Source organism: Botrimarina colliarenosi (genome assembly GCF_007859955.1).
Taxonomy (GTDB): Bacteria; Planctomycetota; Planctomycetia; order Pirellulales; family Lacipirellulaceae; genus Botrimarina; species Botrimarina colliarenosi.
The window spans coordinates 283,047-306,149 of the sequence record NZ_SJPR01000005.1 but is presented as its reverse complement, the minus strand read 5'-3'; the positions used below and the strand labels follow the sequence as shown (position 1 = coordinate 306,149).

Here is a 23,103-nt window from a genome sequence, read left to right as displayed (position 1 = left end):
AGCCCCCATACGAAAGCCGGCAGCGACCCAGTACCCAGGAAAATGAGAGGACCACGATCGTGGACAATGCGACAAGCACCGGCGGGATGCCAAGGTTGAACGAACCGGCGCCCGAGTTCGAGGCGCGGACCACCCACGGCCCGAAGAAGCTGTCCGATTACCGCGGGCGTTGGCTCATCCTGTTCTCCCACCCGTCCGACTTCACCCCGGTCTGCACAACCGAGTTTATCGGTTTCGCCAGGGCGTACGATCGCTTCCAAGAACTCAATTGCGATCTGATCGGGCTGTCGATCGACAGTGTCTTCTCCCACCTCGCGTGGATTGACAGCATCAGAAAGAACTTCGGGGTAGAGATCCCCTTCCCGATCATCGACGACCTGTCGATGCGGGTCGCCCACGCCTACGGGATGATCCAGCCCGGCGCCAGCGACACGTCCGCTGTGCGCGCAACCTTCGTCATCGACCCGGAGGGCAGGCTGCGGGCGATGGCCTACTACCCGATGAGCAACGGACGCCGCGTCGAAGAGTTCCTCCGCTTGCTCGAGGCGCTGCAGACCAGCGACCGCCACAAAGTGGCTACCCCCGAGGCTTGGCGGCCGGGCGAGGACGTTATTGTGCCGCCGCCGGCGACGGTAGCAGCCGGTCGCGAGCGGCTCGCCGACGACAGCTGCAACTGCACGGACTGGTACTTCTGCACAAAGCCGCTCGACGAGGCGTCAGAGGCCGTCGAAACCGAAACCGCAGGGGCGCTTGCCTAACCCAGCGAGACCCGCGCGTGTGTCAGAACATCCCACGCAATAAGGAATGAAGACAATGTTGCTCCGATATTTCTACGACCGATCACTCGCCCACGCCTCGTACCTCGTTGGCTGCCAGAGGGCCAAGCAGGCCGTGATCGTCGACCCGGGCCGCGACATCGAGCCGTATCTCGATGCGGCGGGGCGTGAGGGGCTCGACATCGTGGCGGTCGCCGAGACGCACATCCACGCGGACTACGTGTCGGGCGCCCGCGAGCTGGCCGACCGCATCGGCGCTAAGCTCTACGTCTCCGACGAGGGCCCGGAGGACTGGAAGTACCCGTACGCCTCGCAATACGAGCACTGCCTATGCAAGGACGGCGACCGCTTCGGCATCGGTCAGGTCGAACTCGAAGTGATGCACACCCCCGGGCACACGCCCGAGAGCGTCTCTTTCGTGCTGACCGACCGTGGCGGCGGGGCCGATAAACCGATGGGCGTGTTCACCGGCGACTTTGTATTCGTGGGATCGATCGGCCGCCCCGACCTGCTGGAGGAAGCGGCCGGCATGGTGGGGACGGCGGAGGCCGGCGCTCGTCAGCTGTTCCACTCGGTAGAACGCTTTCGCACGCTCGCCGATCACCTCCAGGTCTGGCCCGCCCACGGGGCGGGGAGCGCGTGCGGCAAGGGCCTCGGCGCGATCCCCTCGTCGACAGTCGGATACGAGAAGCTCTTCAACCCGGCGTTGCAACACCACGACGAAGAAGAGTTTGTCCGGTACATCCTCGCGGATCAGCCCGAAGCGCCGAAGTACTTCGCGGTGATGAAACGGGTGAACAAGGAAGGCCCCCAGGTTCTTGGGCCCTACTCGCCGCCGCCGCAGACGCCGGCGAGCCAACTCCAGAGCGCGATCGAAGACGGCGCGGTCGTCGATCTGGCCGCGCCGTCGAGCTACTCCGCAGCTTTCGCGAGGGGGACACTCAACATCCCGGCGGGCATGCTTGCTGCCTGGGCCGGGTGGCTTCTCGACTACGACGAGCCGGTCTACCTAATCGCCGAAGAAGAACAGATCAGAGAAGCGGTGCGCGTTCTCAACAAGATCGGCGTCGACGAGGTGAAGGGGGTCTTCTCCGTCGACGAGCTCCGAAAAGCGGGGCGGCTCGACCACGCCTACCCGAACGAGGGACCCGAGAACCTGGCCGAGCGCATCGTCGCGGGTCAGGTCCAGGTGATCGACGTTCGCGCTCAAGGCGAGTGGAACGACGGCCACATCGCACAGGCCGAGCACCGGTTCCTCGGCAAGCTGTCAGACAACCTCCAGGGCCTCGATCGATCCAAGCCGGTTGTAACGCAATGCCAGAGCGGTAAGCGTTCGGCGATCGCGGCGAGCATTCTGATCGACGCGGGCTACGACGTCATCAACTTGGCGGGCGGCTTCGGCGCCTGGAACCACGCCGGGCTGCCGGTGGAAGCGAGCGACACGGCTTGCGAATCGGGTCCCTGCGCGACGGACTGACCCCACTTTTACTACAGCCACTCAAGGCAATGGCAGCCAATATGACCGACGACCCCGCAGCCCTGATTAGCTCTCGACACGACCCCGCCGCGGAGGACGATCGTCGGAGCGTTTCATCATGTCTATGCCGCACGAGTACTTCGAACTGCCTCCGCACGACTGGCGCGGCACACCCCAAGGACGGACCTGGCATACGAGTCTCTAATAGCCGACGTTCTATCCCACTCAGGCTGTTGCTGTTGGCGACGCTCGTCGTCCCGATGGCGGCGCTCGCTCAAGGGCCCGGTCGTGGTGGTTTGGTAGGACACGGCGTAGGACGCGGCGCCTCGATGGCCGTCGATCGAGCCGGATTTCATTTCCTGCTCCGCAACAACGGATCGATCAAGCGCAGCGTCACCGAGTTGCCCAATGGCGTGAGAACACGCACCACCTCACAGGACGCTGAGGTCGCGGCCCAGATCCGAGCCCACGTGACCGCCATGTACGGGCGGATGAAGGAAGGCCGGCCGGTCCGACGTTGGGACCCTCTCTTCGCGGCGCTATTTGAGAAGGCGGACCAAGTCGCCCTGGCAATCACGGAGGTTCCCGGCGGAGTGGAGGTGGTGGAAACCTCGACCGAGCCCGAGGCCATCGCTTTGATCCAGGCGCACGCCAAAGTCGTCTCGGGTTTTGTCGAGAGAGGCTTTGCCGAGGCGCGATTGGCCCATCCGACTCCTGATGCAACGCCAGCTGAACCCGCCGCGCAACACCCAACAGCAACGGAACCATCGCTGCATCGGTTGCGACAGCTTTCCGCCGAATTTGACTGTTCCTACATCCCCGCCTTGGCCCTGACGAACCAAGGCCGTCAATCGCCAAGCTTGGAAGCTCTGAGGCGGCTGAGCGAGCGGCTGGTCGCGATGCGGCGACAAACGCGTGACACCAAGTCCGACGATCAGGAATTGCTCTTCAAGGGGACGGCGGATATCGTCGCGGAGGCTGCCCGGCTGGCTCAGTCGGGCGATTTCCTCGCAGCTCACGAGACGCTCGAACCGCTGCGGGACCAACTCGCCTCGCGTAGAAGGTCGCTGGGCGTCGATTACCGGCTCGACGTGCTCAGCGACTACCACGCCGTGATGGAGTCGATCGTCAAACCAGCCAACGACGCGGACCCGAACCTTCTCGACGCCGCCGCGCTCGATCGGCTCCGTCAGCAAGCGACTTCCGCGGCGGCCATCTGGGCGCGCGTCGAGCAGACCAACTTCGACACCGCGTACGCGCCCCTCTCCGATGCCCAGAAGCAGAGCGTCGGATCGCTGGTCCAAGCCAACCGGGAAGCGATTTCCCGGCTCAACCGGGCGCTGCGGGAAGGAGATGCGGCAGAGGTCCTCGGCGCCGCCATCGCGATTAAGCCGCCGTTCGCCAAGCTCTACATGAGCTTCGGTGATTTTAGCGGGCTAGCGAAGAACGCTTCAAGAGCGCTCGCCACACAACAGAATTACCCACCTGTCTCAACTGAGGAAGAATGATGTCGAAAGAACGCACGCTCGAGAATCTTCAAACGGCCCTCGAGATGGAGTTGACCGCGACCCATCAGTACCAGTTGCACGCCGGCGTGCTCGATGATTGGGGACTGAGCCTCTTAGCGACGCAGATGCGTGTCGAGTTGCAGGAAGAACTCACTCACTCCGAGGCTTTCATGGTGCGCATCCTGTTCTGCGGGGGCGAGCCCAAGCTCAAGCTGGCGAAGACCCCGCTACAGGCCAAATCGCTCAAAGAGATGTTCGAGTCGGACCTCGTCGACGAGAAGGACGCCATCGAATTCTATACGAAGGCGTCCTTTGAGGCGGCGGCCGACGGCGACATCGGCACGCGTCAGCTGTTCGAACGGATCGCCGTCGAAGAAGAGGACCACATGAGCTGGCTCGAATTGCAGATCGACTTGCTCGCACGCATGGGCGAACCCTCCTACATCGCCAAGCACATGCCCGCGCCGGGAGCCGCGTAGAGACTAACCGTACAACCAAACACTATAACTCACGCCCAATAGCCCCTGGGATTCGCACCGCTGATTCTTCGTGGCAGTCCCAACTCGCTGCGGTTGCCTCATCCTCAGCAGATTGCCGGCTCCGCTAACTCGCCGAGGTTGCCTCAACTTCGCCCAGTTGGAGGTCCGGTAAACTCGCTGAGGTCGTTCACGACCGAGCACACCTCGGACGGCGCCGGCCTCGGTCGATCCGATGGCGCTTGTTCGCCAGAAGCGAGTAGTGGACCGACCGTCAATCGTACCCTGGACCCGCCGGCAAACCTGCGTCGGCCCGAAACGCCTCGACGCTCGCAGAACCGCGGAACTCTAAGCCTTCCTGGCGACAAACCTGTCGTCTGGGCATACTGCCGTGATGGTCCGCGCTCTGATCGTCGTCGTCCTGTTCTGTCCCTCCGTCGCTAGCGCTTGGAGCGAAGGGGGCCACCATCTGATAGGGCTTCTGGCCTACCACTTGCTGGACGCCGACCAGAAGGCTGCGTTCCAAGTGATGCTGGCGCAGCACCCTCGTTTCGCCGAAGACTTCGCCGTTCCCGGCAACGTCGCTACGGCCGATCGCTGGCGGGCCGGCCGCGCCGGCTACTGGCCGGATGTCGCGCGGAGCCAACCGGCCTACAACCGGCCGAACTGGCGCTGGGAAGACGCCGTGACGCTCGTCGTCGGTGACCGAGAGAGGGTCCGACTACCGCGGCACGTCACCCACCTCCCTCGCGGCGCCAGCCTCCAGACCGACGACCTGCACGCGTCGCAGGCAATCGCTCTTTGCCAACGAGTTCTGAATGACGCCTCTCAACCGGCCGCTGACCGGGCGATCGCACTCTGCTGGCTGGGTCATCTTGTCGGCGACTCTCACCAGCCTTGTCACGCCGGCAGCCTTTATGCCGTCAAGGCGTTCCCCACGGGCGACCGGGGCGGCAATGAAGTAAGCACGGCACAGCGCCGCAATCTCCACGCGCTGTGGGACGGCCTACTAGGCGGCGGCTACAGTGAGACCAGTGAGAACCGGCGTTTCGCCGAGATCGTCAACGACGCCGCGCTGATGGCGCGCAGTGAAAAAGCGGCCGAGAAGATGGACCCGCTGGATTGGCTCGAAGAGAGCCGGCTGGCCTCTACCAAGGTTGTCTACACGACCGAGGTGCTAGGGCCCGTGCGGGCTGTCGCCGAGGGACGCGCCGAGTCGATGCCGACGATCCAGGTATCGCCCGAGTACCTCCAGACAGGGGGGCGGATGGCGACGCTCCGCGCCTGCCAAGCGGGCTGGAGGCTGTCGAAGGTGTGGAGCGAAGGCCTCTCGAAGCCGGTGGCGAGAGCCGCGGTTGCAAAGCCCGTCAGCGTTACGCCGGCGTCTCTTGCTCCCGGCGCGTCCGCCGCAGCGGCGACGGAAGATCGCTACTGGCTCAATACCAAGACCGGCGTCCGCCACAACTCGACGTGCGGGAACTTCGAGAAGACGAAGGCCGGCGAGTATTGCGACGCCGAGGACGGGCGTCCCTGCGGCATGTGCGGCGGCTAGGTGAATACAACCGTAGTCACCGCTTAAGGCGTGCTTGGCTTTGCACAGCCGTCGTGGCATTCTCGCCGCGAGATGACCGACGACGAGTACGACGCGATCCAAGAACGAAAGCATACCGCCCACCCGATCGTGCGGCAGATCATCGACCGCGATTGCCACGTCGCGGAGAATAACCGCAGCGTGATCCGGCACGTCGTCTCCAAGTTGCGGGACGGCTACAAGACGCTTCGTGACTTGCCTAGAGCCGAGCGTCGCCGGTTCTTCGAAGACTGTGTCGCCGTCCATGTCGCCAACCGCGCCGAGTACGAGGCCGTGATGTGGCCGCGGTACAAGACGCCGACGCCACCAGAACTTTAGAACCGTTTTGATCCCCGTGCCGATCCATCGCGCTTAAATGCTTCGTGCTGAGCGTTCTATTCTGCTCAACGTAGTATCGCGACTTGATGTCAAAGCTGGCACGCGGCCGCTTCTCGCATTGCGTGTCCCTCGTCGGAGTTCCCGCGTTCCGATTACCTGACGGTCTTGTGCATGGGTATTAGCTTGCCCTCCGACTCTTGCTGCTTAGCAGCCGGGTAGTCATCGACGGAGAAACCGTATCGCTCGAACAAATGTTGTTGACTGGTCTCATTGGCGACAAGCGTTATTCGATCGCAGAACCGGTGTTGTGCACACAGGTCAACACGTTCCATAAATGGGGACAGCAGGCCAAGTCCTCTGTGAGTCTGCATCACAGACTTACGTTGATGTATAGGGATGGGCTGAGAAGGGTCGGCAAACTCTACATGCCCGATGTAGAGATCATTGGGAAATACGTGTGCTAGTAGAATAGATGCCACGAGTTCATTATCAAAAGTACAGCGGCAAGCGTAGATGTCTCGTATCGCTTCATCGTCGATCAGCTCTTCGAACTTATGAATTACCCTGGGGTCGCGCTTCTCCAGGTAAGGAACGAGGGGGCTCAAGTCCAGGTTTTGCTTAACCAACTGTTTGGCACGTATCGCGCAGTTTGTAGCGAGTAAAAACATCGCTGACTGGCACTCCGACATGATGATATCGAGCTGACTAATTGGCAGCTCTGTACGTTCAACCGTGCCGCCAAAGTACGTCTGTATTCCCCCCAACGGCAGTACTGAGCTGAGATCAGCTGTTGCAGATGACAACGGTATCGACTCCATCTTCGAGCAAACGTTCGGTCAGATAGAGATCTGACTAGCAAACAGGTCGATTTTCTAGAGGGTAATTCAACGAACGGCGTCGGGCCTCGACGGAAACTTCCGATGCGTCGCCCGATCGAGTGGTCTCCCTATCGCCACAGCTCCGATCCTTTGGCCCCTGTAGCGCCCCGCTTCGCTGCGCCCTCGCCCTACGATCGCGTCCTCCTTGCCGGCGTGGCCGACCGCTCGCTCGAAGCACCAGAAAGTCGGCGTCGCGCCTGCCGTACGCGACGGTGAGCGGCTGATGACGCCTCGTGACGCGACGACCTTGTCGCTCGGGTGATCGCTTCCTTGCTTCAGCGCCGAATGTCCGTGTTGACGATCGGGGTGCTGAAAGGGTCATACGGCAGTCGTTGTGCTTTTTTTCTCCGCTTGATGGATCGGGTCCCCGGAAGACGGGGGTCGATTTTTTGCCCCCCAACGGCTGGGCGAGGGGGCAGAAAAAATCTCGCCCCGTGCTTCCAACCCAACCAAGGAGAAAAACGATGAGCACCACCACCGCCAACAAGACCGCCAGCAACAAGCCGCTCGCCACCGTCCGTGACGGCGCGATCAAGGCCACGATCTGGACCAACCCGACCGACAAAGGGGGCGTCCGCTACTCGGTCGAGATCAGCCGCAGCTACACCGACGCCGACGGCAAGTGGCACGACACCCACTACTTCGGCCGCAACGAGCTGCTGAGGGTCGCCCACCTCGCCGGCAAGGCCTACGACGCGATCGCCATCGCGGCCGCGGGCGACAACAGCGAAGACGGGGCGGGCCAGTGAGCCCCTCCGTCACGGGCAGCGTCGGCCGGGGAAACCCGGCCGACGCACCGGCCGACGAGCTAGCGTTATTGCTCGCCAATCGTCGGCAGATCGCCCACATCTGGAGCGTCGAGGACGTACGCGATGTCCGCCCTGATCTGGACGACGAACAAGCCTGGAGCGTGCTCCAGCTGATCGACGACCAGAAAGACGCTACGCAAGGGATCACCTGGGAGACGCTCGCCGTCGCGGCCGCTGTGCTGTACCCCGAAGAAGGAGACTCGTCATGAGAGCGCCCTTCCCTCAGCTGATTGAACTGCCGGCAGCGCCGATCAACGCCAGCCCTGCGCCCGAACTGACGAGCATCCACGCCGCTCGTCAGCGTGGTCCCTACGGCTCGTCCAAGTACCGCGGCAACTGCGGCGGCTACCTGATCCGGGACCTGTTGCGATACTACCAGCCGGCACGGGTGCTCGACCCAATGACCGGTAGCGGCACCTGCCGCGACGTGTGCACGGAGCTAGCGATCCCGTGCGTGTCGATGGATGTGCGCTTCGGCCAGGACGCGGCCGACGCGCACCTCTACGAGGCGGTTGGCAAGATCGACTTCGCATGGCTCCACCCGCCCTACTGGCGGCAGATCGTCTACAACGACGACGCTAGGTGCTTGTCGCAAGCCCCGACCCTGGACGCGTTCCTGCAACGAATGCGCCTCGTGCTACGCAACTGCAAAGGCACGCTCACCAGGCGCGGCAAGATCGCCGTCTTGATCGGCGGCTACAGCGACCGGGGCGTCTTCCAGCCGTTGCCGCATCTCTTGGTTGCTGAAGCAGCCAAGGTGGGCCTGCGGATGGCGGCGACGGAGATCATCCGCTTGCAGTACGGCAACACGTCGTCGTCGCGGACGTACCGCAGCAGCTTCATCCCGGGCCTGCACGACCAGTGCCTCGTGTTCGAGGCCGGGTCGCTGTAGCGCGATCCTCTAGCGACAGGCCGTCGCGGCGCAAGCCGCGGCGGTCTTTTTACACGGGGGCCCCATGGACGCGCGGGGATGCCCGTACGGAGGCAACGCTTCCTTTCGGGGGGTGCATTGAACTGCCCAGCCGGGGGTGAGGCAGGTTCAACCCAACCCCCGAAAGGAGAAACTCACCATGCCACCACGCAACGACCCCCAACGCGCCGCCAAAGCGGCCGCGATCGAAGCGGACCTCCGCTACTACACCGGCGACAGCGAGCGTTACCGCCACCCGCTGTGCCGCGGCGTGGTCTACACGCCCGGCGTGCGCCACTTGGCCGAGGCGGCCGGCGCTTACTGGCTCGTGGACGCGATCGCCAGCTGGCTGACCGATCCGGCGCTACGCCGCGCTGTCAAGAACGACCCGCGTGTCGGGTCGCTGCACTTCTGGCGTCTCAATGTCGATCCGCAGCAGAGCACCGCGGTGCTCACAGCCATCGCCGACGAAGGCGAGACGCCCTTCGTGACGCAAGCGATCCCGCTGACGGACTTCCCGCTCGACTCGATCGAGGTCTGGGCGGGCTACGATGGACGCCACTGGACGCTCTATCTCCCTAATGAGCACTAGACCGGTGCTCGTGGCCGTCGCCGTTCTGGCGACGGCCTTTTTTCTGCTCGGGGTTGGGGCTGGCAATGGAGGGGCGCTCGCGACGCGAGCCCCCCACTCTACTTGGCTGGCCTCCGCTTGCGCTCTGGCCGCCGGCATCGGCTTGACGAACCGTCTTCGTGAAGTGAGGTCATCGAGCGTGAGGCGGACGCGGAAGAAGTAAGGGAGCTGTCCGGTGAGCTTGGAAATTGAAGGTCAAAATCTCGTCGGCGGAGAAGGCGGCGTTATGGCGCCGGGTGGCGGGGGCTGGCGCGGAGTGACTTCGGGATGCGCTTGGTGATTACCTACGGTGGTATGGATCGAGGGTGGGGCGGGAACGGTTCTGCTTGACGGGGGTCGGTGGGGGTGGAATTAGTTCGGAGACAACGGGACGCCAGATGTGTTTTTCGTGCCGAAAAACCCCTCCTCCGAAACCCTCTGGGGTTTCTCCGGAGCATCTGGCGAGCGTCATGCCGCTCGACCACGGGTCGCTGCCAGAACCGGTGCACCACCGGCCGCTGGCAACGACCTCTCGCCAACGCTGGCCCCACCAAGGGGGCCGCTTGGCGAGAGCTGGGGGCGTGTCGCCGCCCCCCGTAGCCCCCACGACGGCGCCCCCGAGGTTTGGCGCCGAGTGCTTCACGACACGCGAGGCTTACTGCTTGTCGTGGAGCGATTTTCCGTCGCTCGCTACGCCCCCTGCTGGGGCGGCGAGCGGCGGAAGGCGTCCCGCGGGGGACGCCAGCGAACGCACAGGAGACGCGATGGCGAGGCCGAAGAAACAACCGCACGAACGACGCCAGACAGGGGTCAGGGCCGACCTCACGCTGGCCGAGAAGCGCTACGTGCAGGCGCAAGCCGCACTGGCGGGGCTCAGCGAAGCAGAATACACGCGGCGGCGTGTGCTGGGGTACGCGGTGAAGGCGGCGCGGGGCGAGCTGCGCTGCGACGCGGCGCTGGTGAGCGAGCTGAACCGCTTGGGGGTGCAGCTCTCGAACCTGGGGAACCTCGCCAACCAGGTCGCGCGCTACCTGCATACCGATCGGAGCCTGCCCGACACGTGGGGCGTGTTGCCCGGTGAGCTGCGGCGGGTGCTCGATCAGGTTGAGGCCAAGCTCGCGGAGGCGCTTGGCGATGGTGCCTAAGATCCACCCTAAGCGGCAGAATTTTCGGTCCACCGCTTCGTATCTCTTGAAGGGGCGCGACGCCAGCCACGCGGGGCGGGTCGCTTGGACCTCGACGCGGAACCTCGCTACGCATGACCCCGACATGGCGTGGCGGGTGATGGCCGCGACTTCGATGGATCAGGCGCGGCTCAAGGCGCAGGCGGGCGTCCCCAACACGGGCCGCAAAAGCCTCGACCATGTGCTGCACTTCACGCTCAGCTGGCACCCCGAGGAGGCGGCGAAGCTCGATAAGCGCGAGATGCTCCGCGCGGCGCACACCGTACTGCGGGTGATGGGGGCCCAGGAGCACCAGTCGCTCGTGGTCGCGCACAACGACCGGCCGCAGCCGCACGTGCACGTGATGGTCAACCGTGTGCATCCACGCGACGGACGGATGCTGTCGTCGAGCTTTGAGAAGCTCAAGGCGTCGCGGTGGGCCGAGGAGTACGAACGCCAGCGGGGGAAGATTTACTGCCAAGAGCGGGTGCTCAACAACGAGGCCCGCGACCGGGGCGAGTACGTGCGTGGCTCGAAGGACGAGCCGCGGGCCGTGCACGAGGCGGCGCAAGCGGCGAACGACAACACCAAGCGCGAGGCGATCCGCGCCGAGCACCGCAGGAAAGCGGCGCTGCTGAAGGACGCACAGCGGCGCTTGGAAGCGCGGCACAAAGCGGCTTGGGCCAAGCACCAAGAGACCGCGGCCGCTTCGCGGCGGAAGATCGCTCAAGCGGCGTGGCAGGCCTTGGCGAAGCGGGTGACGGCGACGCGCGAGGCTTACCGCCCGAAGTGGCGCGAACTGCGGCACGAGCAGCAGGTGGCGCGGGAGGCGTTTGGGGCGCGGGAGACGCGTCTGGTCGGGCGGATTTCGAACGCATTGCGGTCGGTCGATCTAGCCGCTTTGATGCGGGGCCCGGACACGGAGGGGAAGCGGCGGCTGTCGGCGTTTGGGGAGGCGTTTCAGTTTTTGGCCGACGCGGGGGCGCGGCGTGAGGCCTTGGAGAAGAAGCTGGGCTCCGAGCGGCGGGAGCTGCTGGGGCGGCAGCGTGAGGAAGAGCGGCGGCTTAAGGAACGGGTGCGGGCGGCGCGGCGCGCGGCGGAGCTGAACGAACGGCGGCGTTTGGACGCCGAGCGGAACGACCTCGTGCTGACGCAGTCGCTAGAGAAGGCGCGCTTGCGCGGGCTTTGGGTGGAGAAGGCGCGGCTGTTGCGGGACGAACTGCGGGGCTTGCGCGCCGAGAAGGCACGCGAGGTTCCGGCGCCCGCGCCGGCGTTGCAGACGAAACCTGCGGAGCTGGTTCCGCAGCGCGGGGCGAAGCGGGCCGCTGGCTGGATCGATGGGTGGCGGGAGATCGAGCGCGAGCGGTTGGAGAAGCGGCGTGAGCGGGACGATGGGGTCGATCGCTAGCGCGGTCGCTGCTTGGTTCTGTTTGGAGAGGCCTCGCCCCCTCGCCGGCAAAGCCGGGGGTGGTGGGAGGGATGGTTGAGGTGCTGGTGCAGCCGGCTTCGTGGCGGTTTGCGGCGGATCGGCTCCAGCCAGCGGGTGAGAGCCGACCCTCCGAAACCGACGAAGCCGGGGACGACCTGCTTGGCGGAGGGCCGGTCGGATTTGCTCGCTCACGCCCGAGGGGTTACGATGCCGCTCTCCTCCAGGCGATGCAACCCGGCGAGTGAACTCATGGCGAGGGTAGTGCTGGCGATAGCGGCTTTGGCTTGTTGCAGCGGCGGGGCCGCGGCTACCAGCCTCGTGGCCTTCCGCTTCACGGGCAGCTTGTTCGATACGGCGGAGGTCTTCGGGTATTCGATTGGGCCGGCAGACACGGTTACCGGCCATGTCGTCTACCGGACCGGCGTGACGAACAGCGTGCCCTTGGGGGACTGCCTGGATTGCGCGGGCTATCCCGTCGATCTGGTCAGCGGCTTTCGCCTAGAGGTAGGACCCTTGGTGTTTAGGTACGACAGCTTTGCAGCAGCCGTCTTTGACGACGGCCCGGGCTTCGATCCTACCTTCCCCGAGGACGTGTTAAGATTCGGTCGCAACGAGCTGGGCCCGTGGTCGTACGAGCGGCGGCTGCTGGTGAATGGCGAGCCGCACGCGGCGGGGTTCGCGGATGTCTCCTTCGTGGGGTCTTCCCTCGCCTTGTTCTCAACGGCGTTACCGAACGATCCCGTGTCGATTGATTTCTTCATCGGCAACCTATTGATCAGCGACGGGGTGGGCTGGGCGCCCGGCTTTGTCGATCCCTTCAGTTTGGAGCGGCTCACGGTTCCAGCGGGGGATTACTTCCTCGACGGCTATTTGTGCGAGCAAGACTACGCCGTCTGGCGAAACGACTACGGCGCCACCTTCCCTTCGAGCGCCGATGGCAACGGCGATGGCGTCGTCGACGCAGCCGACTACACGATCTGGCGTGACGCGATGGCGCTGTCCGCCTCGGGAGTCCCTGAGCCGAGCGGCGTGGCCGGCGTGATGATGGTCGCCTTGCTGACGACGATCCTGCGGAAACGCCGCCATGCCCTCTAAGACGACACCGCAGCGCGGGTCGGGTTTTACGCTGGTCGAGCTGCTGGTAGCAGCCGCGATCCTCGGCGTGTTGATGGCGCTACTCCTCCCGGCGGTCCAGTCGTCGCGTGAATCGGCGCGGGCCGCCTCGTGCAAGAACCATCTCCGCCAGCTCGCGGTCGCGCTGGCTAGCCATGAAGCGGCGCTGCGCGAGTTCCCAGTGGGCGCCGCGTCGGCGCCTTACCGGACGATGGGGGTGTCTTGGATCGTCGCGACGCTCCCTCACCTTGAAGAAGACGCGCTATTCGACGCCTACGACCGCCGCTCCCTGCACAGCGGCGAAGTCGGGCTGCATGTCGCCAATCGGCGAGTAGTCGCCGGCAAGAGTTTGCCGGTCTTGCGTTGTCCCTCCTCCCCCCTCCCGGCGATCGACGCTTACGGCGTCTCCCAAACTCTGCTGGCCGTCCCTAGCTACGTCGGCGTCGCCGGGGCGGCGGGCGATGACGATCGCGGCGATCAGCGGGTGTCGAGGTGCTGCCTGCCCCAGCCAGACGGTTGGATCGGTTCCGGGGGCATGTTGCCGCCGGGGCGAGCGGTGGCGCTACGAGAGCTGACCGACGGGGCGTCGCACACGCTGCTGGTCGCGGAGCAGTCGGACTACGTCTATTCGGCCGCCGGCTACCCCTACCGGATCGACGGCGGCCTCTACCAGGGGTGGGTCGCCGGCACGGCCTCGCCCGGCGTGCCTCCGGCGTACGGCGGGATCAGCCCGGCCTACAACATCACCACCGTTCGTCATGCCCTCAACCGCCGTGAATACGAGCTCCCGGGCGTGCTCGACAACCGCGGCCCCAACAACCCGCTCGTCTCGCCTCACCCTGGCGTCGTCCAGGCGGCGCTGGTGGACGGCTCGGTGCGGGCGATCGCCGACACGCTTGCCGTTGATGAGCTAAGGCGCCTCGCCACGCGAGACGACGCCGGCGCGCCGGCTTTTCCTTAACCATTAAGTCATTGTTGAGCGGGGGTGGCGGGATACACCATCGACTGACGATTGAAGTGATGAAGCGACGCTGAACTGAACGGCCAACCTCTGCTCGAACCTACCCCCCCATCGCCATGCCTTCCAAGCGACTTGTTCTTCGGCCCGATAGGATCGCTCGGGTGACGCTGCTGCTCTCGACGGGGACGCTCTTGCTGTGCCCCACGCCGGGCGCCGCGCAGGGGACGAATTGTGTCTGTCGCCTCAACCCCGTCGCCAACTACGGCAGCTATTTCCTCTACAAGGTCGAGCGTCGCGCGACGTGTGAGTCGCCCGAGGGGCAAGGCGATTGCAGCCCCCCTTCCTACTCCTATGTGACGGGCGCGCCGGGACTACCGGCGCAGTCTTGCAGCCTCGGGGAGTGCCAGCCCAACGCCTATTCCCGGCCGGCGCCGGCCACGGGCGAGCCGGAGGAAGCCGATCCCCCAACGCCGATTTGGTCGATAACCGCGCCCTACGCCGCCGACTTCGCGCTGCATACCCTCAGCAACAGCAATCCCGCTTACTTCGCTCTCTTCCCGAGCGGCGAGCGGCCCGCCACGGCCGTCGTTCAAGACTTCACCCTTCGCGGCGTTATCGATGGGCGCGACGCTTACGTCCGGGCTTTCAGGGCCGACATCACGGTTCACTTCTCCGCCGAAGGGGGCGAGAGCGAGCCGCTGACCCTTGCCGTGGCGAGCGGGATGGAATTTTTGGACGCCGATCCGGCCGACAACGTCGTCCTCGCGGCTGACGCGACCCAGCCGGCCGTCGAGGGCCAGCCCTACTGCCGCCGGTTTGCTCACCGGTTTGCTGGCGATCGCGAGCCGACCGAGGTAGTGGCGCTGCTGGTGAGCCCCGATCAGCCCGTGGAATAAGGGGGGACGCTGTTCAACGCATCTGCTGGTAACGGAACAGCGGCGCCGCGCTGCGCGCGCCGCGAAAGCCGACCGCGGGCGCCGAGACAACCTCGGGGAGATAGGTACGGCTCAAAGAACCGGGCGGTCCCGCCATGTCATCACCTCCCCAAGCCACCGCATGCTCCGGCGGCCGCGCCGGATCGAGATTGTCTACCGGCGTCGCCCACTCGGCTAAGCCCGTTACTAGGCCGCTTACATCCGCCTCCGCCGTCAGCCGATCGAACGTAGCGTCGCTCGGCGCCAGCGCAGCGAACTCGTATTCGAGTTCCGTCGGCAGGCGTTTGCCGGCACGCTCGGCCGCATCGACGGCTTCGTAGTAGGCGCCTATCCAAGCGACGCCGTCGCCGACGGCCTCTTGGTGTTCGCGACGATCGATGTCGAACGGAGCGATGAGGTAGCCGGCGTTCTTCAGCGCCAAACGCTCACCGCCGGGAGTGTAACTGTCGGCCCCCGCGAACCGCGTCATGGCTTGAGTAACGGTCGCGGGCGGGATGTCGATCGCCTTCAAGCGAACGCCACCCGCCGGAAGGCGTTCGGTCTGGCGATACGCGCCGGGGCGCGCTACTTCGGCGTTGGCTTCGGGGACGTAGCGCTGCACTTCGTGGAAACGGCCGTCGGGAGCAACGGCGATGACGTAATACGATCCGGGCAAAAGGCGGGCAGACAGTTCGCCGGTTCCACTGGCGAAGGTGACGCCGCGCGGCTCGGCTCCCGTCCCCCACTCCGTCAGGGGCACAAACGCGACGCGTGCGTTCGGCGGATTGACGGAGAGCTTCACATCGCGACGGCTGTCTGGAAGCGGCGAGGCGACTAGCAAGCCAAGCGCCAGGGTAAGCCCGCCGAGGAGGAAAGCCGCCGCCGTCCACGATCCGGCGACGCGTCGTAGGGCACGACGCAGGCGTGTCGGGTAACGGGCGACGACGGGGCGCCCGCCGAGGAACCGTTCGAGGTCGTTGGCGAGATCGGCCGCGCTCGGGTAACGGTCGCTGGGTCGCGGCTGCGTCGCCTTATGGACGATCGCCGCTAGGTCTCGCGGCAGGCTCGGCAAGACCCGGCGCGGGTCCTGCCCTTCGCGGACGCTGGGGGGCGAACCGGCGGTCGATCGCGTCGGCGGCACGCCGGTTACCGCTTCAAACAAAACGGCGCCGACGCCGTACACGTCGGCGCGCTCGTCAGCCTCCCAGGAACGCCCCGTCGCTTGTTCGGGGGCCATGTAAGCGAGCGTCCCCAGCACGTCGCCTTGCTCGGTGAGGTCGCCGCTGTCGCGGTGGTCCTTGGCGAGGCCGAAGTCGGTTAGCACCGGATCGCTCTTGCCGCGCAAGAGAATATTGCCGGGCTTCACGTCGCGGTGCAGCACGCCTTGTTGGTGGGCGTGGTGGAGGGCCGACGCAACGGCGCGGCCGATCGCGGCGGAGGTGCGGGGCTGCACAGCTCCTTGCTGGATGACTTCACGCAGCGTCCCCCCTTCGACGAGCTCGATCGCTAGGTAGGGGAGCGCGTTGTCGCGGCCCAGTTCGTAGAGCGTCACCACCCCCGGGTGCCGCAGCCGAGACAACGCCCGCGCTTCACGCAAGAACCGAAGCCGCTGGTCGATGGACTGCTCGGGCCAGCGGGGGATTTTGAGGGCCACCTCGCGGCCCGTCATCCGGTCGGTCGCCTTCCAGACCTCGCTAGTAGCGCCGGCTCCCAAGCGGCGCTGGAGCTGGTAGTGAGTGAACGACTGACCCTCGGCGAGCGAACCAAGCGCCCGGCTAGCCGCGGCGGCCTCGGGCCCTACTGGATCGATCACGCAAAACGCCGCCTCGACCTGCGCGCCGAGCGGCGTGTAACGTGACAAGTAATCTCCCCGGCTTGGCAGTCCGCCCGCCCGGCGGTGATAGTCGATTTCCAAGAGGAGCAGCTCGACGGCCAATCGTTCGCGACGTGGCGATGGGCAGCGGGCGACCAGCTCTTCCAAGCCCAACGTTTCGCCCGCCTTGAGGCGTCTCTCGGCCTCGTCGCAAAGCGTCTCGACCGGGTCAGCGTCGTTCATCGGCGGCAGCGGTCCCTTCGTCGGCGTCGTCGAGGCGGCTCGCCCAGCGGCCGCGGATAATCTTGAGCTTCCGCTCGACGGTCCGATGGCTCACGCCGACCCGCTGGGCGATCTCCGCGACATCATAGCCGGCGAGGCGCGCGTGGGCGATTTGCACGAGGAGGTCCTCTCCGAGGCTCGCCATCAAGACCGCGTACTGCTCCTGCATCTCCGCGATGAAATCGGGAGCCGGGGCCTCGCCAATCAGCCGGTCGATTGAGAACAGGACGCCCCGACCATTGAGCGACGATTCGCCTTCGACGCGCCCACCTCCCCGCTTCTGGGCGTTGTCGCGCCGCAAACGGTCGATCGACTTCCGCTGGGCGATCGCCGTCAAGAACCACCACAACTCGTCGCGGCTGCGGACCTCTTGCAACCTGCCCGACTCGGCGGCCGTCCAGATCGCGGTAAAGACGCTCTGGGCCACGTCCTCGCCGTCGTAAGCCGCCGATCGCGCCGAAAGCCTCCGCTGGACATCGGCGGCCAACTGCTGCGCGTAGCGGCGCCAGATCGACTCGAATGCGGCGGCGTCACCCGACTGTAATCCGGCGATCCAGACGCTAACCGAACCGGTGGGGGTCATCGAGGGCTGTCAGCTAGGTGTCACGCCAGGGACGGAAGTAGGAGTTTCTACCCATCGGGGCGCCGCCGCAAGAGTGGATTGGGGGGCCCGGCGCGGGAACCGGCCTTTTGGGGGTCTTTTTTGCCCGAGGTGGCGGGCGTAACGGGCCGTTCACGACTGCTTATGGGGCGCCGCACGGCCTGCGGAGCCTCGCCCCCGCAACTGCCCGGATCGACCCCCTCACGAAAAACGCCGACATGTCTACTCGCTTGAGCCGTCTGCTAGTGCTGCAACGCGCCCTCGCCGGCCGTACTTCTGCTCGTGTGAGCGACTTAGAGCAAGAACTAGGCGTCAGCCGGCGGACGATCTACCGCGACCTGCGGACCCTCCGCAACTCGGGCGTCGAGGTGCGGTTCGACGCCGCCAGCCGTGGTCACACCAGCCACGACGCCGAAACGCAGCAACTTCCCGACGCTGCATCCCTCTTCGTTTTACTCCGGCACGCAATGGCGACGGCCTTGCCGGTGGGCCCGGCCGAACGCCGCTTGGCGGAGGCCGCCGCCGAGGCGCTAGCGGGTCGGCTCTCGGCCACGCAGCGCGAGGAGTTAGAGGACTTCCGCCGTCGCGTCACAGCGCCGGCGGCGGCAATAAGTGGGCCCTACGCGGAAATGCTAGCGACGTTCGAGCGGGCGGTCGCCGGCGACCGCTGCCTCGAAGTCTTCGCCGGGCTCCCCCCCGGAACATTGCCGCAGTGGCAGGTCGTGCAGCCGCTGCGGATTGGCTACGACTTAACGAAGGGGTGGCGTTTGGAGGGGCTTTTGGTCGATAGCCACCTCACCTGCCGCATCGGCCTGGGGGCGATCCGCTCGCTGCTGGTGAGCGAGCGGCCGATCACCATGCGTTTAGCCCGCGCCAAGGTCGAATGGACCCGCGCCGACATCGAGGTCGTTTGAGCGCCGGTCGCGCTCTCCGTCCTCCGGGGTCTCGGCAAACTCGTCTGGCAATAACGCCTCGATGACGACCAGCTCGGCGTCGATCACTTCCATGCGCCGCAGTAGGGACGCGGTCCGCGGGCTGAGCGTCGCGTGTGGCGATTGCAGCGCTAAGCCGACAAGGGACTCGCCACGAGCCAAGAGCTCGTTCTCGATCGATTGCAACCGGCGCACTAGCCGGTGGAAGCGAGGAATGAGTTCGGTCTGGCGAGACGTTGGCGGCATACGCTCCTCCTCGTTGAGCGGCGTGACGGGTGGGCGTATTGTGCGCGCGGGGGGGTGGCTTGGCCACCCGAGCCTCGATCGCGATCACGAGGAAAAAATTTTGTTGAGAGGCCTCGCCCCCTCGCCGGCAAAGCCGGAGGGTGGTGAAAGTGCAGGCGAAGGCGGCGGTGCAGCCGGCTTCGTGGCGGTTTGCGGCGGATCGGCTCCAGCCAGTGGGTGAGAGCCGACCCTCCGAAACCGACGAAGCCGGGGACGGCGTGCTTGGCGGAGGCCAAGGGCTTTAGCGGTGCTGTCTAGCGGGCGCGGCGGATGACGCTCTGGACAATCGTGCGGAGTTTGGCCACGTCGTAGCGCTGATAGATCGGGAAGCGAACGAGCGGCAGGCCGGCCGCATGCAGGGCGTCGGCGAGGTAGGCGTCGCGGGCTTGTTGCTGGGTTTCGAGGTGGGTCTTGTCGTCGAGTTCGACGACGGCCGCGAGGCGTAAGCCGCGCTTGGTGACTAGCACAAAAGCGGCATGCCGCTGGCTGATCTTGCGGCCCGCTGCGGAGTGAAACCCCTCCTCCGCTTCGATGAGATCGGCGAGGCGGACCTTGGCCATGACGAGGTAACGGTCTTCGGTTGCTTCACGGAGCGCGCGGTAGAACCGCAGCTCGCCGGGAGAGAGCAACACGCCGCGGCTTTGGTACTTGAGCGCGGCGTGCTTGCCGGTGGGTTTTTGGTTGGTGGCGAAACGGGGTCGTTCTTTCTTGTCCGTCATCCTTCCTTCTAGCGCAATCCCTCTTGCGCTAGCAAGTGGTGACAGACGTATGTCACCGCAGCGCCGCCCGCAAGGCTATCGGGATGCACGCCGTGGTTGGCATAATACGACCCGCCTACTCCGCCCTCTCTAGGAACCAGGAGCGACTGATGTCGGTGCGCCGTTTGATGATCGGGCTAGGCATTGGACTGGTCGCCGTGGCGACCCACGTCGCAGCGTTTGTGACCGGCAGCTACTACACCTTCCGGCAGGTCGCTGCGGCCGACGGCGCGCATGGCCGCTTCGTGGGCACGCCGAAGACCGAATGGATCGACGGGCGCGACATGCGTCTTACGGAAGACTTCGTCTACATCGATCCGATGGAGCGGGCGTGGCTCGCGCCGCAGGGTAGCGTTATCAATGGCGCTTCCATCCCCCGGGCCTTGTGGACGATCGTTGGCGGGCCTTTCGAGGGGAAGTACCGCAACGCCTCGATCGTCCACGACGTGGCTTGCGAGAAGATGGACCAGCCTTACCACGCCGTGCACCGGATGTTCTACGACGCCTGTCTCGCCGGCGGCGTCGAAGAGAACGAAGCCGGCCGGCTCTACTACGCCGTGGCGATGTTCGGCCCCCGCTGGGTCTTCGAGACCATGACGGTGTTCGAAGCCAACAGCAGCGGCGACGATACGCCGCCGGAGCCGAAGGTCATCCAGGTTGCTAAAGAGCTGGTGGTGAACCCTCCGACGCCCGGGGAACTTGAAAAGATGGAGGCGCTCTTTAGGTCTGACCCCCCCACTCCCGAAGAGATCGAGCGCTTGGCCAAGGTGAACGCAGAGTCGCCTTAGTCGTCGATGGAATCGGTGGTGATGAGGTTAGCCGCGTAGCGCGCGCCACCACGGCTTGGAGAAGATTTCTTGGCGGGCCTCTTCTTTGGCCTTGGCGACCGATTGGGTCTCGCGCTGCTCGACCTGGCGCTTGAGTTTGACAAACGCCTCGCGCCAGTCCCCTCCTCCCGAACGGTTTTCGAGCAGTAGCGTCGCGCGGTTATGGCCTTCTTGGGCAAGTTTGAGGGCTTCTTGCAGGTGTTCGATTTGAGACTGAAGCTGCTCGCGCTCACGGCGGCGTTCTTCTTGAAGGATGTCGAGCTTCTCTTTCAGGGAGTGCAAGTCGGTGCGCACCGAACTGATCACGTCTGGGCGGTTCTGTTCAGGGGTTTCGACGCCCTCCACGCGGCTAAAATCACACTCATCCGCATAAACGCGGATCAGCTCTGAGGCGTCGATCAGCTTCGCCCCGTCGGGGCCCTCGGTCGCCGAAAGACGGCCTTGCTTGAGGTGCTTCTGAATCGTCGTGCGGCTCTTGCCGGTGATCCGGTGGGCGGCGGTGATCGAGTACTTGGTGGCTTGCTTGGGGGTGTTCGGGATGTGGTCGGTCAATTCTGGGCACGCTGTTCAGGGTTGTGCGACCAAGTCTGCACTGAATCGCGCCGCGGCGCAAGCGGTTTTGAACGCCCCTGCCCAGTCTGGGCGGGTGTTCGTTCAGGCCTGAATACCCCCGTATGCCCACTGGGCGCCCCCGTGTGCGGACAACTGCCCAGGGGTGTGCGACTCCCCCACTCCACCGCCACGCCTTCGGATTCCGCCGTTTGTGACACGGGGTGTATTGAGTGAGTCACCGCGCTTCTGTGCGCTATCGCTGTGCAGGCTGTGCAGTCGTGGTCGGGTGTGTGCGACCACGGGTGTGCGGGGGGTGTGCACAATCCTGGGGACAACTGCACACGAATCGTGTTAGCGTGGTTCCACTCGATAGCCGAATCGCGGCTGTCTGTTCCTACAGGGCGCGTCCGCGCCGCATTCAACTACGCAACCAAGAAAGGAGGGCGCCCGCCGAACCAGTCCGCCAAGCCATCTTTCGACAACAAAAAACCGCCGTTACGAGCGGCGGTCTTTGAAGGGGCTCCGTGAAGCAATCAACGGAACGTGATGTGACAATCCCACCGTAAACTGCTTCGAGCTGTTGCGCAAGCGATGATTTCGCCGGCGTGCCTTTGCGCGTCCGCTCGCTGACGAACGCCCCGAGTTACCGAAAGACGCCAGCGCTGTGGGGGAGGGCGCAGAACTATGCCATGCCATCGATCCAAACAACGAACCCTTATTACTTGAAAAATGTGGGGGCAGGGGGACGCGCCGCGTCCGACGCCCTGCGTCACGCTCAAAGACAAGCCGATGATTTTTGTGGGCTGGAGGAGGGGGCTGATCGGTATGGGCTTTTGCTTCTAGCAAAGCGAGCCGGCAAGCATGCGGGCTTCACGCCGCGGATGCTCACCTTGCTCGAATACTACCTCGCCTTTACCCGCGACCTCGACTGGGAGGAGGGAAGTCGGCCTGTTGTCTATCAATCCCTAGCCCGCACCGCGCTCGACCTGGGCGTCACCGAACGGCAGGTGCAGAAGCTCGAAGCGGCGCTCTTTGCTGCTGGCGCAATTACTTGGAATGATTCCGGAAACCATAAGCGTTATGGGCAACGCGACAGCGAAACGGGACGAATCGTTTACAGCTTCGGCGTCGATCTGACCCCCTTGGCGTACTTGCGGCCACGGCTAGAAGCGGTGCTCGCCGAGAAACGCCGTCACGACGACGCCTGGATGGCGGCCAAGCGGCAGGCCTCGTGGCTCCGCCGGCAGGTGAGGGCGCTACTGGCCGAATGGGCGCAGCAGGAGGAGGGGGCGGCGATCGATGCCATCGAGGCCTTCGCTTTGCGCTACGACGCGGTTGCGGTCCCAATCCGCACGTCGATGGACCTCGCTGCGTTAACCCTGCTCGTTGCCGAGCATCAAAAGCTCTACGACGCGATCATCGAGGCGATGGGAGTAACCAGCCCTGAAGTAGAAGAGGGCGCTAATCAGTCTTCTATGACCAAAGAAATAGCAAAAGGTTCATCCAGAGGCGAACCCCAGGTCGCCCACTACAATTACCCCACTCATTCTTTCATAGAACCCTGTAGTCGAAGCGACAAAGGCTTTCAGGAAAGCGTAGGGCGACCCTCGGCGGGTAAGCAGGCGGGTCCGTCCACGGGGCAACGCTCCACGGAGCATGCGTCTTCGGGTTTAGAGCATGTGACGCTCGGCATGGTGCTGTCGGCGGCGAGTGAGCGATTATCGGCGCAGCTTCCCAAAGACCCGGGATGGGGCGACCTCGTCGAGGCCGCTTATGGGTTACGTCAAGAACTAGGCGTTTCGCAGCAGAGCTGGGGTGAGGCGTGCGGCGTTTTGGGGCGGAGTGGGGCGGCCGTGGCGATGCTCGTAACCGACCGGGCGGCGCTGCGGGAGGATGACCCGGTGCGATCGCCGGCGGCTTACTTCCGTGGGCTTATCAGCCGCGCCGAGCGCGGCGAGCTGCGACTGCATCGCACGCTGTTCGGCCTCTTGGGCCGTGATCGGCGGAGCGAATGAGGCGGTGTGGGGGCTGGCCACACGGTGGTATGCGGGTAGGGCGTTTTTCGTTGACGCCGGCGCCGGGGCGTGGCACGCGTGGCGAACCACTCAACCGCAAACGAA

24 protein-coding genes are annotated in these 23,103 nt (G+C 65.0%); 18 read left to right on the top strand and 6 right to left on the bottom strand.

Going from position 1 to position 23,103, the window contains the following annotated elements; translation table 11 throughout:
- Window positions 1-86 precede the first annotated feature (86 nt).
- The 6 genes from Pla108_RS17520 (at window position 87) to Pla108_RS17495 (ending at window position 6,146) form a co-directional block, all read left to right on the top strand.
- Window positions 87-758 (top strand): peroxiredoxin, encoded by a 672-nt coding sequence (locus tag Pla108_RS17520; RefSeq protein WP_146446260.1) that lies wholly within the window; start codon window positions 87-89, stop codon window positions 756-758.
- Between the two features lie 55 nt (window positions 759-813).
- Window positions 814-2,253, top strand: a complete 1,440-nt coding sequence (locus tag Pla108_RS17515; protein WP_146446259.1) for an MBL fold metallo-hydrolase — start codon at window positions 814-816, stop codon at window positions 2,251-2,253.
- Between the two features lie 239 nt (window positions 2,254-2,492).
- Window positions 2,493-3,761, top strand: coding sequence for a hypothetical protein (locus Pla108_RS17510; RefSeq protein ID WP_146446258.1), 1,269 nt, complete (start codon window positions 2,493-2,495; stop codon window positions 3,759-3,761).
- Window positions 3,761-4,240, top strand: coding sequence for a bacterioferritin (locus tag Pla108_RS17505; protein WP_146446257.1), 480 nt, complete (start codon window positions 3,761-3,763; stop codon window positions 4,238-4,240). Before Pla108_RS17510 ends, Pla108_RS17505 begins: the two co-directional genes overlap by 1 nt.
- Before the next feature lie 391 nt (window positions 4,241-4,631).
- The gene (locus Pla108_RS17500) at window positions 4,632-5,789 is read left to right on the top strand and encodes a S1/P1 nuclease (RefSeq protein WP_146446256.1); all 1,158 of its coding nucleotides are present in this window, start codon (window positions 4,632-4,634) and stop codon (window positions 5,787-5,789) included.
- A 30-nt stretch (window positions 5,790-5,819) separates the two neighbouring features.
- Window positions 5,820-6,146 carry a hypothetical protein gene (locus Pla108_RS17495; RefSeq protein ID WP_197526665.1) on the top strand — a complete coding sequence of 109 codons (327 nt, stop codon included), beginning with the start codon at window positions 5,820-5,822 and terminating at the stop codon, window positions 6,144-6,146.
- A 152-nt stretch (window positions 6,147-6,298) separates the two neighbouring features.
- Here Pla108_RS17495 and Pla108_RS17490 read toward each other — a convergent pair whose 3' ends face one another.
- Window positions 6,299-6,949 (bottom strand): hypothetical protein, encoded by a 651-nt coding sequence (locus tag Pla108_RS17490; protein WP_146446254.1) that lies wholly within the window; start codon window positions 6,947-6,949, stop codon window positions 6,299-6,301.
- 539 nt (window positions 6,950-7,488) lie between these two features.
- On the opposite strand from Pla108_RS17490, the gene Pla108_RS17485 reads away from it, so the two are divergent.
- The 9 genes from Pla108_RS17485 (at window position 7,489) to Pla108_RS17445 (ending at window position 14,915) form a co-directional block, all read left to right on the top strand.
- Complete coding sequence (locus Pla108_RS17485) at window positions 7,489-7,773, top strand: hypothetical protein (protein WP_146446253.1); 285 nt, start codon at window positions 7,489-7,491, stop codon at window positions 7,771-7,773.
- Window positions 7,770-8,042, top strand: a complete 273-nt coding sequence (locus Pla108_RS17480; RefSeq protein ID WP_197526664.1) for a hypothetical protein — start codon at window positions 7,770-7,772, stop codon at window positions 8,040-8,042. The genes Pla108_RS17485 and Pla108_RS17480 overlap by 4 nt, the downstream gene beginning before the upstream one ends.
- Complete coding sequence (locus tag Pla108_RS17475) at window positions 8,039-8,725, top strand: hypothetical protein (RefSeq protein WP_146446252.1); 687 nt, start codon at window positions 8,039-8,041, stop codon at window positions 8,723-8,725. The genes Pla108_RS17480 and Pla108_RS17475 overlap by 4 nt, the downstream gene beginning before the upstream one ends.
- Window positions 8,726-8,903: 178 nt before the next feature.
- Complete coding sequence (locus Pla108_RS17470) at window positions 8,904-9,335, top strand: DUF6876 family protein (RefSeq protein WP_146446251.1); 432 nt, start codon at window positions 8,904-8,906, stop codon at window positions 9,333-9,335.
- Window positions 9,336-9,823: 488 nt separating this feature from the next.
- Window positions 9,824-10,498, top strand: a complete 675-nt coding sequence (locus Pla108_RS17465; RefSeq protein ID WP_146446250.1) for a plasmid mobilization protein — start codon at window positions 9,824-9,826, stop codon at window positions 10,496-10,498.
- A complete protein-coding gene (locus Pla108_RS17460) occupies window positions 10,488-11,924 on the top strand; it encodes a relaxase/mobilization nuclease domain-containing protein (protein WP_146446249.1) in 1,437 nt (478 codons plus the stop codon). Before Pla108_RS17465 ends, Pla108_RS17460 begins: the two co-directional genes overlap by 11 nt.
- A 228-nt stretch (window positions 11,925-12,152) precedes the next feature.
- The gene (locus tag Pla108_RS17455; RefSeq protein ID WP_146446248.1) at window positions 12,153-13,040 is read left to right on the top strand and encodes a PEP-CTERM sorting domain-containing protein; all 888 of its coding nucleotides are present in this window, start codon (window positions 12,153-12,155) and stop codon (window positions 13,038-13,040) included.
- Window positions 13,030-14,019 carry a DUF1559 family PulG-like putative transporter gene (locus Pla108_RS17450; protein WP_146446247.1) on the top strand — a complete coding sequence of 330 codons (990 nt, stop codon included), beginning with the start codon at window positions 13,030-13,032 and terminating at the stop codon, window positions 14,017-14,019. Before Pla108_RS17455 ends, Pla108_RS17450 begins: the two co-directional genes overlap by 11 nt.
- 161 nt (window positions 14,020-14,180) lie before the next feature.
- Entirely contained in the window at window positions 14,181-14,915 is a 735-nt protein-coding gene (locus tag Pla108_RS17445; protein ID WP_197526663.1) for a hypothetical protein, read from the top strand.
- Window positions 14,916-14,928: 13 nt separating this feature from the next.
- Here Pla108_RS17445 and Pla108_RS17440 read toward each other — a convergent pair whose 3' ends face one another.
- Both Pla108_RS17440 and Pla108_RS17435 read right to left on the bottom strand, forming a co-directional pair.
- On the bottom strand, window positions 14,929-16,989 hold the full coding sequence (locus Pla108_RS17440; RefSeq protein WP_146446245.1) for a serine/threonine-protein kinase: 2,061 nt from the start codon (window positions 16,987-16,989) through the stop codon (window positions 14,929-14,931).
- Window positions 16,976-17,611 carry an ECF-type sigma factor gene (locus Pla108_RS17435; protein WP_146446244.1) on the bottom strand — a complete coding sequence of 212 codons (636 nt, stop codon included), beginning with the start codon at window positions 17,609-17,611 and terminating at the stop codon, window positions 16,976-16,978. Before Pla108_RS17435 ends, Pla108_RS17440 begins: the two co-directional genes overlap by 14 nt.
- Window positions 17,612-17,847: 236 nt before the next feature.
- Between Pla108_RS17435 and Pla108_RS17430 the strand changes: the two genes are divergently transcribed.
- On the top strand, window positions 17,848-18,543 hold the full coding sequence (locus Pla108_RS17430; protein WP_146446243.1) for an HTH domain-containing protein: 696 nt from the start codon (window positions 17,848-17,850) through the stop codon (window positions 18,541-18,543).
- Here Pla108_RS17430 and Pla108_RS17425 read toward each other — a convergent pair.
- Window positions 18,493-18,807, bottom strand: coding sequence for a hypothetical protein (locus Pla108_RS17425; protein WP_146446242.1), 315 nt, complete (start codon window positions 18,805-18,807; stop codon window positions 18,493-18,495). The genes Pla108_RS17430 and Pla108_RS17425 overlap by 51 nt on opposite strands.
- A gap of 293 nt (window positions 18,808-19,100) precedes the next feature.
- Window positions 19,101-19,565: a DUF2726 domain-containing protein gene (locus Pla108_RS17420; protein WP_146446241.1), complete on the bottom strand. Its 465-nt coding sequence runs from the start codon at window positions 19,563-19,565 to the stop codon at window positions 19,101-19,103.
- Between the two features lie 149 nt (window positions 19,566-19,714).
- Between Pla108_RS17420 and Pla108_RS17415 the strand changes: the two genes are divergently transcribed.
- Window positions 19,715-20,392, top strand: a complete 678-nt coding sequence (locus Pla108_RS17415) for a DUF1353 domain-containing protein (protein WP_197526662.1) — start codon at window positions 19,715-19,717, stop codon at window positions 20,390-20,392.
- A 27-nt stretch (window positions 20,393-20,419) separates the two neighbouring features.
- Here the strand turns inward: Pla108_RS17415 and Pla108_RS17410 are convergent, their stop codons facing one another.
- On the bottom strand, window positions 20,420-20,983 hold the full coding sequence (locus Pla108_RS17410) for a hypothetical protein (RefSeq protein ID WP_146446239.1): 564 nt from the start codon (window positions 20,981-20,983) through the stop codon (window positions 20,420-20,422).
- A gap of 689 nt (window positions 20,984-21,672) precedes the next feature.
- On the opposite strand from Pla108_RS17410, the gene repC reads away from it, so the two are divergent.
- Window positions 21,673-22,998, top strand: a complete 1,326-nt coding sequence (repC, locus tag Pla108_RS17405; protein ID WP_146446238.1) for a plasmid replication protein RepC — start codon at window positions 21,673-21,675, stop codon at window positions 22,996-22,998.
- Window positions 22,999-23,103: the final 105 nt, after the last annotated feature.

Bases quoted from the DNA above. Each gene is read 5' to 3' on its own strand.
- Pla108_RS17520 (WP_146446260.1), top strand. From the start codon at position 87: ATGCCAAGGTTGAACGAACCGGCGCCCGAGTTCGAGGCGCGGACCACC.
- Pla108_RS17515 (WP_146446259.1), top strand. From the start codon at position 814: ATGTTGCTCCGATATTTCTACGACCGATCACTCGCCCACGCCTCGTAC.
- Pla108_RS17505 (WP_146446257.1), top strand. From the start codon at position 3,761: ATGTCGAAAGAACGCACGCTCGAGAATCTTCAAACGGCCCTCGAGATG.
- Pla108_RS17500 (WP_146446256.1), top strand. From the start codon at position 4,632: ATGGTCCGCGCTCTGATCGTCGTCGTCCTGTTCTGTCCCTCCGTCGCT.
- Pla108_RS17485 (WP_146446253.1), top strand. From the start codon at position 7,489: ATGAGCACCACCACCGCCAACAAGACCGCCAGCAACAAGCCGCTCGCC.
- Pla108_RS17475 (WP_146446252.1), top strand. From the start codon at position 8,039: ATGAGAGCGCCCTTCCCTCAGCTGATTGAACTGCCGGCAGCGCCGATC.
- Pla108_RS17470 (WP_146446251.1), top strand. From the start codon at position 8,904: ATGCCACCACGCAACGACCCCCAACGCGCCGCCAAAGCGGCCGCGATC.
- Pla108_RS17465 (WP_146446250.1), top strand. From the start codon at position 9,824: ATGCCGCTCGACCACGGGTCGCTGCCAGAACCGGTGCACCACCGGCCG.
- Pla108_RS17460 (WP_146446249.1), top strand. From the start codon at position 10,488: ATGGTGCCTAAGATCCACCCTAAGCGGCAGAATTTTCGGTCCACCGCT.
- Pla108_RS17455 (WP_146446248.1), top strand. From the start codon at position 12,153: ATGCCGCTCTCCTCCAGGCGATGCAACCCGGCGAGTGAACTCATGGCG.
- Pla108_RS17450 (WP_146446247.1), top strand. From the start codon at position 13,030: ATGCCCTCTAAGACGACACCGCAGCGCGGGTCGGGTTTTACGCTGGTC.
- Pla108_RS17440 (WP_146446245.1), bottom strand. From the start codon at position 16,989: ATGAACGACGCTGACCCGGTCGAGACGCTTTGCGACGAGGCCGAGAGA.
- Pla108_RS17435 (WP_146446244.1), bottom strand. From the start codon at position 17,611: ATGACCCCCACCGGTTCGGTTAGCGTCTGGATCGCCGGATTACAGTCG.
- Pla108_RS17430 (WP_146446243.1), top strand. From the start codon at position 17,848: ATGTCTACTCGCTTGAGCCGTCTGCTAGTGCTGCAACGCGCCCTCGCC.
- Pla108_RS17425 (WP_146446242.1), bottom strand. From the start codon at position 18,807: ATGCCGCCAACGTCTCGCCAGACCGAACTCATTCCTCGCTTCCACCGG.
- Pla108_RS17420 (WP_146446241.1), bottom strand. From the start codon at position 19,565: ATGACGGACAAGAAAGAACGACCCCGTTTCGCCACCAACCAAAAACCC.
- Pla108_RS17415 (WP_197526662.1), top strand. From the start codon at position 19,715: ATGTCGGTGCGCCGTTTGATGATCGGGCTAGGCATTGGACTGGTCGCC.
- repC (WP_146446238.1), top strand. From the start codon at position 21,673: ATGCCATCGATCCAAACAACGAACCCTTATTACTTGAAAAATGTGGGG.